The 13,599-nt window shown below is 55.4% G+C and carries 16 protein-coding genes; 6 read left to right on the forward strand and 10 right to left on the reverse strand.

Features of this window, described 5'->3' with window-relative positions; genetic code table 11:
* The first annotated feature begins 189 nt into the window (after positions 1-189).
* A complete protein-coding gene (locus tag ACV22Z_RS34040; RefSeq protein ID WP_448080639.1) occupies positions 190-1,779 on the forward strand; it encodes a linalool dehydratase/isomerase domain-containing protein in 1,590 nt (529 codons plus the stop codon).
* Between the two features lie 71 nt (positions 1,780-1,850).
* Positions 1,851-2,366, forward strand: a complete 516-nt coding sequence (locus ACV22Z_RS34045; RefSeq protein WP_448080640.1) for an SCO family protein — start codon at positions 1,851-1,853, stop codon at positions 2,364-2,366.
* A gap of 54 nt (positions 2,367-2,420) precedes the next feature.
* Here ACV22Z_RS34045 and ACV22Z_RS34050 read toward each other — a convergent pair whose 3' ends face one another.
* From ACV22Z_RS34050 to pobA, 10 genes are all read right to left on the reverse strand, one after another.
* Complete coding sequence (locus tag ACV22Z_RS34050) at positions 2,421-3,368, reverse strand: Gfo/Idh/MocA family oxidoreductase (RefSeq protein WP_448080641.1); 948 nt, start codon at positions 3,366-3,368, stop codon at positions 2,421-2,423.
* An 8-nt stretch (positions 3,369-3,376) separates the two neighbouring features.
* Positions 3,377-3,697 (reverse strand): transposase, encoded by a 321-nt coding sequence (locus tag ACV22Z_RS34055; RefSeq protein WP_448080642.1) that lies wholly within the window; start codon positions 3,695-3,697, stop codon positions 3,377-3,379.
* Between the two features lie 107 nt (positions 3,698-3,804).
* Entirely contained in the window at positions 3,805-4,719 is a 915-nt protein-coding gene (locus ACV22Z_RS34060) for an amidohydrolase family protein (RefSeq protein ID WP_448080643.1), read from the reverse strand.
* A gap of 1 nt (position 4,720) precedes the next feature.
* Positions 4,721-5,647, reverse strand: coding sequence for a DUF1932 domain-containing protein (locus ACV22Z_RS34065; RefSeq protein WP_448080644.1), 927 nt, complete (start codon positions 5,645-5,647; stop codon positions 4,721-4,723).
* A gap of 11 nt (positions 5,648-5,658) precedes the next feature.
* A complete protein-coding gene (ligK, locus tag ACV22Z_RS34070) occupies positions 5,659-6,348 on the reverse strand; it encodes a 4-carboxy-4-hydroxy-2-oxoadipate aldolase/oxaloacetate decarboxylase (RefSeq protein ID WP_448080645.1) in 690 nt (229 codons plus the stop codon).
* A gap of 2 nt (positions 6,349-6,350) precedes the next feature.
* The gene (locus ACV22Z_RS34075) at positions 6,351-7,379 is read right to left on the reverse strand and encodes an amidohydrolase family protein (RefSeq protein ID WP_448080646.1); all 1,029 of its coding nucleotides are present in this window, start codon (positions 7,377-7,379) and stop codon (positions 6,351-6,353) included.
* Positions 7,376-8,473 carry a 4-oxalomesaconate tautomerase gene (locus ACV22Z_RS34080; RefSeq protein WP_448080647.1) on the reverse strand — a complete coding sequence of 366 codons (1,098 nt, stop codon included), beginning with the start codon at positions 8,471-8,473 and terminating at the stop codon, positions 7,376-7,378. Before ACV22Z_RS34080 ends, ACV22Z_RS34075 begins: the two co-directional genes overlap by 4 nt.
* 9 nt (positions 8,474-8,482) lie before the next feature.
* Complete coding sequence (locus tag ACV22Z_RS34085) at positions 8,483-9,322, reverse strand: class III extradiol dioxygenase subunit beta (RefSeq protein WP_448080648.1); 840 nt, start codon at positions 9,320-9,322, stop codon at positions 8,483-8,485.
* On the reverse strand, positions 9,315-9,755 hold the full coding sequence (ligA, locus tag ACV22Z_RS34090) for a protocatechuate 4,5-dioxygenase subunit alpha (protein WP_448080649.1): 441 nt from the start codon (positions 9,753-9,755) through the stop codon (positions 9,315-9,317). Before ligA ends, ACV22Z_RS34085 begins: the two co-directional genes overlap by 8 nt.
* Positions 9,752-10,933 (reverse strand): 4-hydroxybenzoate 3-monooxygenase, encoded by a 1,182-nt coding sequence (gene pobA, locus ACV22Z_RS34095; protein ID WP_448080650.1) that lies wholly within the window; start codon positions 10,931-10,933, stop codon positions 9,752-9,754. The genes ligA and pobA overlap by 4 nt, the downstream gene beginning before the upstream one ends.
* Before the next feature lie 151 nt (positions 10,934-11,084).
* Here pobA and ACV22Z_RS34100 point away from each other — a divergent pair, with 151 nt between their 5' ends.
* From ACV22Z_RS34100 to ACV22Z_RS34115, 4 genes are all read left to right on the forward strand, one after another.
* Positions 11,085-12,005: a LysR substrate-binding domain-containing protein gene (locus ACV22Z_RS34100; RefSeq protein ID WP_448080651.1), complete on the forward strand. Its 921-nt coding sequence runs from the start codon at positions 11,085-11,087 to the stop codon at positions 12,003-12,005.
* A gap of 176 nt (positions 12,006-12,181) precedes the next feature.
* On the forward strand, positions 12,182-12,394 hold the full coding sequence (locus ACV22Z_RS34105) for a YgaP family membrane protein (protein WP_448080652.1): 213 nt from the start codon (positions 12,182-12,184) through the stop codon (positions 12,392-12,394).
* 1 nt (position 12,395) lies between these two features.
* The gene (locus ACV22Z_RS34110) at positions 12,396-12,914 is read left to right on the forward strand and encodes an RNA polymerase sigma factor (RefSeq protein WP_448080653.1); all 519 of its coding nucleotides are present in this window, start codon (positions 12,396-12,398) and stop codon (positions 12,912-12,914) included.
* Positions 12,915-13,429: 515 nt separating this feature from the next.
* A partial coding sequence (locus ACV22Z_RS34115; RefSeq protein ID WP_448080658.1) for a TauD/TfdA dioxygenase family protein occupies positions 13,430-13,599 on the forward strand: 170 nt, incomplete at its 3' end.

Here is a 13,599-nt window from a genome sequence, read left to right on the forward strand (position 1 = left end):
GGTGGCCGACGTTCCATTCCCCCCACATCGGCAGCGCCCGCAAGCGCAAACGCCGTCGGCGCCTCACAGCACTTGACGCGACGTGACCCGGCAATCTATAGTAAATAAACGCGTTTACTTAAAGAATCTCACGATTGGCGCGCCCCCGTCAAGTCGAGGGTGCGATCGCACACAAGGAATCCGGAGACAATGCAAGCAAAAAATAGCGCACGTGGCAGAGCGGCGGGCAATGGAGCGGCGGTGACAGAAGCGCCCATCCTCGACGATATTCAAGCCGGGCATCTCCGCCACATGCTGAATCTGGCCGCCCGCTTACCTGACGATTGGTCCGGCATGATGGGCCGTACAACGCTTCAGGAAGACTTCGGCTCATTGCGCTTCCAACTCGCATACATGGCGTACGCGCTTGCGTTGACCCACGTGCATCGTTTACCGGCTGCACCGGTGGTTTTCCGTGCACCATACGAAGCTTTAATGCAAAAAATGTTGTCGCCGGATGTTTGGGTGTATTGGCACTACGTTAGTACCGGCAATGGCCCCTTCAATCGCTCGCTGGGCGAGCGGCCGGCACTATGGGATCCGGTCGAGACAGACAATATTATGTATAGTGGCTACGTTCAATCGATGGCCCTGCTTTACCACTATCTCTTCCGCGACTCGAGATACGCACAGCCTGATGCGTTGACATTCTCCATCAATCCGCTTTTCTGGAGCTTGGGCGGAAAACACTTTAAATATAATGAGAAATCTCTGAACCAGCATATCTACTGGAGCATGGTCGAACGCGGCTATCTAGGTATTGCATGTGAGCCAAATTGCGTATTTCAGATTTGCAACCAAATTCCGATTCTCGGGTTTCGATTTCACGACTTGGTTTACGGTGGCGATTTGGCCGATGAAGTTACGAAAGGCTATCTTACCGCGTGGTCTGACTTTGGCGTGCTCAATGAATTTGGGCATTACAACATGATGGTTCAAGAGCACGAGCGGCGCGTGATCACGCCCGACGGCGCACCGTGGACCGATTTTTGGGTGGCCGCCCTTATGCACGCGTGGAACTCCGACTTCGTTAAGCAACATTACCCGAAGCACCTCGCTCGTTGGGCTGTAGACGGACCGGGCGGTACGCTCGCGATTCGACCCGCAAAGGCGCTTTCAGGCGACGCACTCGCCCCCGCATCCGCGCGTGACCTTGGTTGGGCGGCAGTATGTGCCTCCGAGATTGGCGACACGTCAACGCTCGAGCGATTGCTTGCGTATGCCGATCGCTTCCTAGACCCCCACTGGGACAAGGGGGGGCGTTACTATCCGAGACGTGACGATGCATTCGATTCCGATGGCAATCCAGTTGCGATGGATCCTCATACCGGCAACGTTCTCATAGGTTACGCTCGACTTAACGTACCGAACGGCCTGAAAACACTCTACGAATCACCTCTCGACGACGAGCACTTCAGCTCGCCGGCTCTTGTTGGCATGACAGCAGAAATTGATGTCCGGCAGGCCTGGTTCGATCGAGAGCGCCAACGGCTTACCTTGACGATTGGCCCCATTCGAGGGAAGTCAGTGACGCCCCAATTGGCGGTCGGAAACTGCTGGGGGCGTGGCGATTGGACATTGAAGGTCGACGGACATCCGCTCGCAGCTGGAACAGACGACGCAGTTTCCAGCTATGGCGGGCACGATGTGAAGCTCTATCGGGCGGATCACTCCCTGATGATCGAGATGCCGGTGAATAGGCTTATGACGCTAACCGTCGACTGGTTATCAAAAAAATAGGACGCAACCACCTTAATTGCGCTTCCACTTTTTGGCGGCTCCACACCCACGACTTCTTTGTATCGCCTCACATGAATTCTCAAGCACTCTCGAATCAGCCAGTTGGTGGAAATTTCGACTTAATCGACCACAACGGTCAATGTGTCTCTCAATCCACGTACATAGGGAAATTCACCTTATTCTTCTTCGGCTTTACAAATTGTCGCGTGGTCTGCCCACGCGCACTCACCCGGATCTCGTCTGCTTTGGATTCACTGGGCGATCTCGCGAACAGCATTCAACCGTTGTACGTTAGCGTCGATCCCGAGCGAGATACACCAGAAGTTATGAAAGCGTTCCTCGCCGACCGATTCCCTCGCTTTACCGGCTTAACGGGGGACATCGAGCAAGTAAATGCCATAAAAAAAGCTTTTCGGGTCTACGCGCAGAAGGCGAAGGCTCCGGACGAACCGGATGGCTACACGGTTCCTCACACGGCCCTTACCTATCTACTAGACGTCAACGGCGACTACCTTGCACACTTTCCCGAAGCAATCGAAGCATCGGAACTCGCTGACCGCATCCGCAAGGTGACTCTCGCCACGTGATGCGTCGCCGCCTGCATGTCAGCAGGCGGCAGATTCTGTCTGGTGCAGACGGATTCAGATTAATGTATCAGCCAGCGACTGCAACACCTCGTAGCACGGCAGGACTTGGCCCACGCTGGCATTGGGCTCGCGTCCCTCTCGAATTGCCGAAAAGAACTCGCGATCCTGCAGTTCGATCCCATTCATCGAAACGTCTACGTCGCTCAAGTCAATTACTTCCCCATTTCCCGTGACAAGATCGTCATACCGTGCGATGTATGTACCCGTGTCGCCGATGTAGCGGAAGAACGTGCCTAAGGGGCCGTCGTTGTTGAAGCTGAGAGACAGCGTGCAGATTGCGCCCGTGCTGCTCTTGAGTTGGACACTCATATCCATCGCGATTCCAAGGTCCGGGTGAATGGGGCCCTGGACAGCGTTGGCCTTTACGATTGAACCGCCTGTCTGGTACGAAAACAGATCGACTGTATGGGCTGCGTGATGCCAGAGCAAATGATCAGTCCAACTACGGGGTTCGCCCAATGCGTTGATATTCTTCCGCCTAAAAAAGTATGTCTGCACGTCCATCTGCTGGATCACGAGTTCGCCCGTGCTGATTCGGTGGCGAACCCATTGGTGACTCGGATTGAACCGACGTGTGTGGCCACACATTGCCACAAGACCGGTCTTCTTTTGTAAGTCCACGACTTTCCGCGCATCGGAAAGACTGTCGGCCAAAGGTATCTCCACTTGCACATGCTTCCCCGCGCTCAGGCATGCAATTGCTTGCTTCGCATGCATCTGCGTGGGCGTACAAAGAATCACTGCGTCCACATCCCTGCGACTCAGAACTTCATCCAGATCCGTCGTAACGTGATTGATTTCGTATCGCTGAGCAACTTTCTTCGTCTTTTCCAGATCCCGACCGACCAGAGATACCACGTCGACGTCATCGATCTCACGGATGGCATCGAGATGCTTTACGCCAAAGGCACCGGCTCCAACCAGAGCGGTTTTAATACTCATATTTCCTCCTAGAATCTGATTCGCATTGTTTGACGGACGCGCACGATCTCTTCCAAGTCATATATGATCACGATGGCACTCATAATGCCGTGGCGCCTCCATCGTAGCCACGTCGCATAGCATAGTAGCCACCGACCATAGGGACGCGGCAACCTGCTCCACCTTTCGTTATGCAGAATTACCCACAGAATCGCGTTAAGCATTTCACGCGCACTGTAATGGCGTCGACCAAACCATCGAAGCGAGTGATTTTCGAACAGATGGGAGACACGATGCCAATCGTAGTCTGACAATGGTAGTTTAAGGTCCAATTTCGATGATCTCGCCAATAAAATTGCTTCGCATCAAAACTTTCGAGAGATACACAAACAATACAGTCTGCGCATCTCCCATTTCCAACGACCCGTCAATAACCGAACTCCAAATTCCTCGATCGTCAAGCCTCGTCCGGCCAATATAGGCGCATCGGATTCTCAACAAGCAGCTTGCGCTGCAGCTCACCGGTCGTAGCTATATGCGGAATAAAGTCGACAAGAAGGCCGTCGTCTGGCATATGGCTCTTAAGGTTTGGATGGGGCCAGTCTGTTCCCCAAAGAACACGGTCGGGAAACGTCTCTACCAACTTCTTGGCGAACGGCACCACATCTCGATAGGCCGCTGCCTCACCATCAAGCGCAGCTGGCCCGCTGTCGGAGAGGCGTTCCGGGCAACTTACTTTGGACCAGATGTTCTGATGCTCTGCCATCAGCTGTATGAAGCGTTGGAACTCGTCGCCATCAATGGACTTCGTCACGTCAGGGCGCCCCATGTGATCGACTACAACGATCGTCGGCAATTCAGTAAAGAAATCCCACAACTCTGGAAGGTCCGCTGCCTCGAAATAGACGACGATGTGCCAGCCAAGCGGCGCGATACGTCTCGCAATTTCCATTAATTCGTCTTTAGGAGTGAAGTCCACCAGACGCTTTACGAAATTAAACCGAACGCCACGGATACCGGCGCGGTGCATTTCTGCCAGTTGTTCATCCGTCACATCGCGTCGTACAGTTGCTACACCTCTTGCTTTCCCGTCGGAATGCAACAACGCGTCGACCAGCGCACTATTATCGGAACCATGGCACGTGGCCTGCACAATCACATTGCGGGAAAATCCGAGATGTTCACGAAGTGCAAACAACTGATCCTTTGATGCGTCGCAGGGCGTGTACTTCCGTTGCGGTGCATACGGAAACTGATCGCCAGGTCCAAAGACGTGGCAATGAGCGTCAACGCTGCCAAGGGGCAGCTTAAACTTCGGCACCGAAGGATTTTCATACCAATCCAGCCAGCCTGGGGTTTTTTCGAATTTCACTTTACGAGTCCCTCAAATCTTTGAGAATCTTGTCAGCATCAGCACGCCAGTTTTGTCGGAAAGTAAGCTCGGCTTCGCTCGAATAGCTGAACGTTTCCTTATCCGCGAGTTGGGCGACCCACGACTGACGCTCCGCCGTCGCACTAGCCGCCCATGGAGTCAGGCCGGTGTTTCGTACCGTTTCGGCCGCCTCAAGCATCTCCTCGGCTCGTCGGCGGCCGTGTTCGATAACTCGCTGAAAGAAATACGTTGCATGCTTTTCCCAATCGATTTCGGGAAATGTTTCGGTGAGTGACTTTATGACGTCATCCTCTACTCCGTATGCGCGTGCCGCAGTGAAGCTTTCGATCACCAGCGCCTCAAGACCTTTGATCATTACGCTCCGGCACATTTTTGTGGCCGACGCCACACCGAGAGTTGTCGATGCAACCGTTACATCGAATCCCAACGTTGTGAGATGTGGCTCAAGCTGCGATGCGGCCCCGCCCCCCAAACGAATCGGTACTCGAATCCGGTAGGGTGGAACAGACGTCATTACGGCGCCTTCTACATATTGGCCGCCTGCGGAAGTGATTGCACTCGCAGCCCGAATTTTCGCCTCCGGCGACGCAGAATTGAAATCCAGGTACCAAGCCGCTGGTCGAACGGCTGAAGCACACGCTTCGGCTGACGAAATTGTCTGGCTCGCCGTGACGGCGGAAATGATGAGGTCAGCGCTCGCGGCGAGATTCTCGTGAGAGTCGACTACATGAACACCATACTGCTCCGCGTGTTCGCGTAGTCTTGCATCGTCCTTACCTACCTTCACGTCATACGTACTGATGCGCGCAACGCCGCGTGCTGCCAAATCCTCAGCAAGGATCCGTCCGACTTCGCCATAACCGATCAGGCCAACGTGCCATCGCAGGGGGTCATCTGACTTGTCCAATTCGGTCCCCCTCAATCGACGTACCTAAGCCCCGCCTTTTCTAGCGTTTCTCGCATGTTGTACAAATCCAGTCCCAACACGCCGGCACCGAGCTTTGTCCGTTTCATTTCTTCATTGCTCTCGCGCGCCTCGGCGGCGTCGGCCGCTTTTTGTGCTAGCCATGCCGGCACCACCACCACACCGTCCGCATCTGCGATCACAACGTCGCCGGCATTCACCACCGCTCCCGCGCACACAATGGGAACATTCACCGACCCCAGAGTCGCCTTGATTGTGCCCTTAGCGCTGATTGCTCGCGAGAATACAGGGAACTCCATTGCAGTTAGGTCCACCACGTCGCGCACGCCGCCATCTATAACAAGGCCAACTGCTCCTCGCGCTCTAAACGAAGTCGCGAGCAAGTCCCCAAAAAATCCGTCTTCGCAGTCGGCACTGCATGCAGCGACAACAACATCGCCTGGACGCACTTGCTCTGCCGCCACATGCATCATCCAATTATCTCCGGGATGCAGCAGCACCGTCACTGCTGTGCCACAGAGCCGTGCGCCCGGGTAGATTGGACGCATGTATGGCTTCATCAAGCCAACTCTACCCATCGCCTCGTGGATGGTCGCTACACCAAAGCGAGACAATTTTTCGACCGCCGCCGGATCTGCACGATTGATGTTCCGCTTGACGATTCCCAACTCGTTCATACTCATATTCAAAGTCCTTTCGCTTTCAAGGCTGCGTCAAGGCGCGGATAAACGCGACGTGCGTTGCCTTCATAGATTTTGTGGCGGTCTTCGTCAGAAAGAATCGTTGACGATTCGATGTATCGCTTCGTATCGTCGTAATTGAAGCCAGTTTCTGGATCAATTCCACGAACGGCTCCAATCATCTCGGACGCGAACAAAACGTTCTCCACCGGAATGACCTTGGTTAGCAAGTCAATGCCTGGCTGATGATAGACACACGTATCGAAAAAGATGTTCTGCAGAAGATGCTCTTCCAGTAGCGGCTTCTTCAACTCCTGCGCGAGCCCACGGAATCTCCCCCAGTGGTAAGGCACCGCGCCGCCGCCGTGCGGAATCACAAACCTCAGCGTTGGAAAATCCTTGAATAGATCGGAAGCAAGGCATTGCATGAACGCCGTCGTATCCGCATTGAGATAGTGGGCACCGGTCGTATGAAAGCATGCGTTGCAACTAGTGCTGACATGGATCATCGCGGGGATGTCGTACTCGACCATCTTTTCATAGATCGGATACCAATGTCGGTCGGACAGCGGCGGCTCCTTCCAATGACCACCCGAGGGATCCGGATTCAAGTTGATTCCGACAAAACCGTATTCCCGAACGCATCGCTCGATTTCGGGGATGCAAGTGCGAGGATCAACACCGGGCGACTGTGGCAACATCGCTGCCCCGATGAAATTGTCGGGAAACAGTTGACTCACGCGGTAGCAAAGCTCATTACAAATCTCGGCCCACACCTGTGAAGTCGCAAGGTCGCCAATATGGTGAGCCATGAAGCTTGCGCGGGGGCTGAAAATCGTCAGATCGGAACCACGCTCTTTCATCAGGCGAAGCTGATTCAGCTCAATCGACTCTCTGAGCTCATCATCGCTGATCTTGAGATCTTGCACTTTCGGCGCCCGCTCAGGCGCCTGAAGGCTAGCGATCTGCAAAGTGCGCCATGTCTCAAGGGCTTTCGGCGCAGTCGTATAGTGGCCGTGGCAATCGATAATCATTTCGTGTGTCCTCTCCAAACCGAGGCGGGAACCATGACTTCTCCGCGCATCAAGAGTCGCGCCGTTCGCAGAAGCGCCGCCTTTGTTACATTTTGTGGATTGATAGAATCGACTTGAAGGTCCACGCTGAATTCGCCGGACGGATGCTCAACAGAAACTTTCTTGGTCTCACCAGCCGGCAGTTTCACAACACCATTTGCAATCGATCCCTCGATAACGCATGCGGTACCAACTGTCACTGCTGCAAGTACGCCGATTGCGTCGTGACATACGTGAGGAATGAAGCTCCGCGTGCTGATGCTTCCTCCGGCAAGTGGCGGGGCCACCAGCGTCATCTTCGGGTAGTTCTTTTCCGCGACATCACCGAGGCCCATGGCGTGGCCACACGCGATCCGAAGCCGTTCAATACGTTGCTTCAGATCGTCGTTCGAATTTAGTTCGACCACCGGCTCGTATCCGGTGCACCCGAGGTCGTCTGCACGGACAACAACCAACGGCATACCGTTGTCGATGCATGTCACCTCAACGCCGTCAATCACGTCTCGCACATTTCCTGTCGGCAAGAGACTCGAGCAAACCGAGCCCGCTGTATCAAGGAAATTGATATGGATCGGCGCACTGGTACCCGGCACACCGTCAATGCGAACGAAACCCTCGTATTCCACTTGGCCGTTGTGCGCATGTACCGTGATGTCACATTGCATACCAGTGTTGAGAGTAAGCACGCGCACCGTGGTAGTGGCCTTCCCACTGTTCGGCTCGACCATACCCGTCTCGATCGCGAATGGCACCACTGCGGCAAGCATATTTCCGCAATTCGGCGACGTGTCGACAGTATCCTTATCGGGCTGGAGCTGTGCGAAGAGAAATTCAAGATCGACCCCCTCACGACTGCTACGGCTAACTATCCCTACCTTACTGGTAAGAGGATGTGCGCCGCCCAGGCCATCGATCTGCCGTTTGTCGGGGGAGCCCATTACCGAAAGCAGAATGCGATCACGAGTCGCAATATCTTCGGGTAGGTCTGCAGCATTGAAGAATGGCCCGCGCGACGTTCCGCCGCGCATAAACAAACACGGGATAGGAGTTTGCATAGCGCGATCTCACTTGTCCTCGAGAACCAACAGCCCGTAAGCCGTATTTGAGGCCGGCACGTGATAAAAGCGATGCACCACGCTTACGCTCTCGCTGAGGGCCCCACGCATCACGAGCCACATTACACACTCAATACCCTCCGATCCCGTTTCTCGAAGAAGTTCAACATGACCAATCTTTGCGACTTCGCTCGGCTCGTCGACGAATCGGTCCAACCATTTGTTATCGTATTCAGCATTGATCACACCAGCTCGCTCGCCCTGCAATTGGTGCGACAATCCACCAGTGCCAAATATCGCGACCTTAATGTCCTTATCGTAGGATTCAACGGCACGTCGTATCGCTTGCCCAAGCTTGTAACAACGCTGGCCACTCGGCGGAGGATACTGAATTACGTTCACGCACAGCGGGATCACCTTGCACGGCCATGCCTCAGGCTGCCCGAACATCACAGACATCGGAACGGTCAAGCCGTGATCGACCGTCATCTCGCCGGCGATCGTCATATCGAATTCGTCTTGAATCAGCGATTCTGCGAGATGCCAGCCGAAGTCCGGATCGCCCTCGACCACGGGAACGGGTCGAGGACCGTATCCTTCGTCGTGCGGTTCAAACCGTTCGCCAACACCAATCGCAAAAGTTGGAATGAGATCAAGCGCGAAGCGCGATGCGTGATCGTTGTAGACGATGATGCATACATCCGGCTTGACGTCTGCGATCCATTGGCGAGCGGCGTCCATTCCATCAAAGACCGGCTTCCAGTAAGGATCCTGCGTGAGACCTTTATCAACTGCGGCACCAATCGCGGGAATGTGCGACGTACCGACACCTCCGATAAGCTTAGCCATTGCCGCGCTCCTGTTTGCTTCGATTTCCGGCAATTGGCCGCCCACCATCAATCATCATTTGACGAAATTGGTCGACGGTCATGACAGGATCCGACATCGCCGCGCCCACATGCTGCATTGAGAGACCGTCGAAAATCGCAAGCTTGAACGTGTAGTAGATGTTTCCACCGAGCCGCAACATGGCCAGCCAATCACGGCTGAGCACTGCGTGGCGTTGCTCGCGGCTCATCGTTTTTCCGGGAAGACGATCGAGGTAACCTTCCGGATCTGCACGAAAGGCGTCACGATTTTCCGCTACGTCAAGCGATTTACAAAACATGTTGATGGCATATCCACTGCGATGATGGAGCCCGTCAAACACGTAGGTTCCCGGTATATCGCTATACTCCCGGGATTCAGTCTTTGGGCGAACGCTTTGCAAGGATGTGATCACACCGCCTCCTCGAAGGGCAACCCCGCATACTGCTCGGCAAGTGCCGCTTGTGCGTGGAATGACGATTTCAGGTAGTGGAGTTCATACTCCTGCGCGCGTTGCTCGAATTCGTTCGTACCGGGGAATCGGTGCAGCAGGTTGGTCAAATACCATGATGTGCGCACGGAACTCCACACACGGCGGAGTGCCATTTCGCTATAGCTGTCGATCAGCGTGCTCGAGTTCTGCTGGTAGAACGCCGTGAATGCGCGCGACAGATAGAACACGTCAGATACTGCGAGGTTGAGCCCCTTCGCGCCGGTCGGCGGCACGATGTGCGCAGCGTCTCCCGCAAGGAAAAGGCGTCCATGCCGCATCGGTTCGGCCACAAAGCTGCGCAACGGCGCAATCGATTTCTCAATCGACGGACCGGTCACGATGCTATCCGCAACGTCTTTCGGAAAACGCGCCTTTAACTCGTCCCAGAACCGCTCGTCCGACCAGTCTTCAATCTGGGTGTCGAGCGGAACCTGGATGTAGTAGCGGCTGAGCATCGGGTTACGCATCGAAGCGAGTGCGAATCCACGCTCATGATTTGCATAAATAATGTCGTTCAGCGGCGGAGTTTCAGAAAGCACACCGAGCCACCCGAACGGGTACACCTTTTCGAATTCCCGCAAGATGCTCGGCGGAATCGCGCGACGGGAGACCCCGTGAAAGCCATCACAGCCGGCGATGAAATCGCAGTCGATGCGCATCCTTGTGCCGTGGTGATCAAAAGTGACGTACGGCCGCTCGGAATCCACATCCAGCAGCGCAACGTCCTGTGCTTCCGCAAAGATCGTCGCGTTCCGTCGATCTGCGGCGGCGAAAAGGTCTTCCTGAATATTGGTTTGGCCGTAGGCCATGAACTGCTTGCCGAGATGTTTGTTAACGTCGATGAAGAAACTCTCCTCGCCACCCCAAACAATCCGCATCCCGTCGTGTATGTGACCATCGCTGTCCATGCGCTCGCCCAGGCCGTTGGCTCTCAACACTTCTACGGTGCCGTGCTCGAGCACACCTGCACGAATGCGCGAGAGCACATAATCGCGACTGCGCTGTTCGATTACGACACTGTCAATGCCAGCGCGATGCAGCATTTCCGACAGGAGCATCCCTGCCGGCCCGCCACCGATGATGGCAACCTGCGTTTTCATTGCTTTACCCCTCTGAAAAATCCGATGAATTCGGGAGCGACGTCTCCGCCACGTTTGTGAGGCTCATCTTAGAGACCGAGGGTGATCGACGGAAGTCAGCTTTTTGCGATCGTGATAGACTGAATCGATCACCTTGAGGACAGATTGACCAATGACTCTCCAGCAGCTACGTGCATTCATTGCGATTGTTGAATCGGGCAGCTTGCGGCGCGCCTCGCGTGAGCTCGGTGTGTCACAGGCGGGGCTGACGAGTAGCCTCCAAGCACTCGAGGCGACACTCGGGGTGGTACTTCTTCAGCGGTCCTCCCATGGCGTTGTTATGACAGCTGACGGCAAGCGATTTCTCGCCCGGGCGCACCTTATCGACCGCGAAGCACGCCGTGCGGTCGAAGAGGCGCAGCAGGGCAGAAATGGATACGACGTGACGCTTCACGTGGGGTTTGGCCCAACGCCAACCGCCGTCTTGTTGCCGCTCGTTGTCCCGGACTTTCACACACGGTTTCCGGGCGTAAAGCTGAAATTGATGAGCGGGTTCCACGAGCAAATGCTGCCCGCATTACAGCAAGGACTGATCGAGGTCGTAGTCACGGCGTTGCCAGATGAACTCACGGCGCCCGGGCTGAAGACAAAGTCGCTCTTCAAGAGTGAACTGGTTGTAGTAGGAAGAAGTGGCCACCCAAAAGCGAATGCACGCGCCCTCACTGACTTGGTTGACTGCGAGTGGATATTGCTCGGCTCGCCCGGTGGTCCGGGCGGCACAGTGACTCGCTTCTACGCGGAACAGGGATTGCCGGTGCCGCGCATTGCGGCGACGTGTGAGTCGTTTACGCAAGTCGCTGCGCTGATCGCCGGGACCGACTGGCTCGCTCTCCTGCCGGCCGTTATGGTCAAGCGCGGGCTGCTTGGCTCTCAAGTCGTTGCACTTCATCTGCAGGAAGCGTCGCCAAAATTTGACAACTGCCTCGTTTATCGAGCGGACCCGCCTCTAACCCCAGCAGCATCGGCATTCGCAGCAATGTGCGAATCGTGTGCACGCATCATTACAGGCGGCCAACGTACGGCCGTCAGCTGAGGTGCTGAACAGCAACCAATGGGACGCAACGTGATTCGAGCGCAGGAGTCGGTCGACACATCCGTCGACCGCAAAAAATTTTCACTATAAAAATTGGGGCGCGAACCACTTTGCGACTGTGCCGCCTCTTAGCTGTCGAGAGGCCATCTCTCGGCTCCTAAAAGGAATGCACTACCATGCTCTACGTAAAGAATGTCCCGACTTTGGAACGTATCGTCCGTATTGTCCTCGGTGTTGTCGCTACCGCACTTTCCCTTACATTTCTGAAAGGCATCCTCTCGATTGCGTTTGCGCTAAGTGCAATCGGCATCGTTATCTCAGGGCTGATCGGCTTCTGCCCGGCCTGCGCGATGGTGGGGCGGCGCCTGGACAAACAGATCAAGCCCTAAAATGTCCACCGACGAAGAGCGCTTGGCCGTAGTGGAAGCGGCTCGCGCGGGCGACCCGGCCGCCCTGGAGCAGTTACTGCGGATGTACCAGCCCGACGTGCGCCGCTATGCCCAGCGCAACTGCTTCATCTCGGATGTGGACGACGCCGTCCAGGAGGTGCTGCTGATCGTATCGCGGAAATTCACATCCGTGCGCGCGGTCGCAGCATTCTCCGCCTGGCTGTTTAGCATCGTTCGCCGCGAATGCCGGCGTCTCGGTCGCCGAGCGTTAAACTACGACCCCTACAACGAGGAAGAGGTCGAACGTTGGCTGGGTGAACGCGATAATGATGCGCTTAGGCGCGAACTTGTCGATGCACTTGAGTCATTGCCGGCGGACTACCGCGACATCTTGCTCCTACGCGACTTCGAAGGGCTCACCATCGGAGAAATTGCAGCGCGCATTGGACTGTCAACTTCGGCGACCAAAAGCCGCCTCCACCGTGCCCGCACACTAGCGCGCGAGTATCTGCTCGCCTAGTCGAGCGGAAATGTCACGCGTCAACTCCGCTACGGCAGCACACTCCCACTACGACGAGTAACTTGGTGGCGCCCAATCGACCGTAATTGGGCACACTTCAAAGCCGCCGATACACCCGCGCGCACGCCACACGGTCGGCCGGTTCGCACTTGGCCTTGACTCACCTCGAAACGCAGTTTGCCCTCCCCTGAAGCCCGTCACACCATCGAGCGTCAAAGGCTGCTCACGCTCGAATTGGCCAACCGTCTCCCTTGACTCTCGAACAAAGGAGCCTCGAACTGCTTGTCGGCGACCCTGCCACAGGCGACCTTGATCCATATTTTTTGGACATGTCGTCCAATTTAATGCACAGCGAGCATGAGTGCCGCCTGCCCCAAAGACGTCGCGCCTGATGTTTTCCCGTAAATACACACAGTTTACGCGTTAACACGGGTGCTCAACGTAGCGACGCCTGTTACTCTGCACCTTCTTTTCGGACACTATGTCCGTTATTTTAAAAAGGAGATGCCATGCAAATGTCAATTCGCCCCGTAGGCGCCCGCCTTGGCGCCGAGGTCTCCGGAATCAATCTGGCGCAGCCATTGAACGATGATCAGCGCAACGAAATTGTTGCGGCGATTGACGAGCATGCCGTGCTCGTGTTTCGGCAACAGCCATTGACGGAAGATCAACAGATTGAGCTCAC

Source organism: Burkholderia sp. PU8-34 (genome assembly GCF_053427725.1).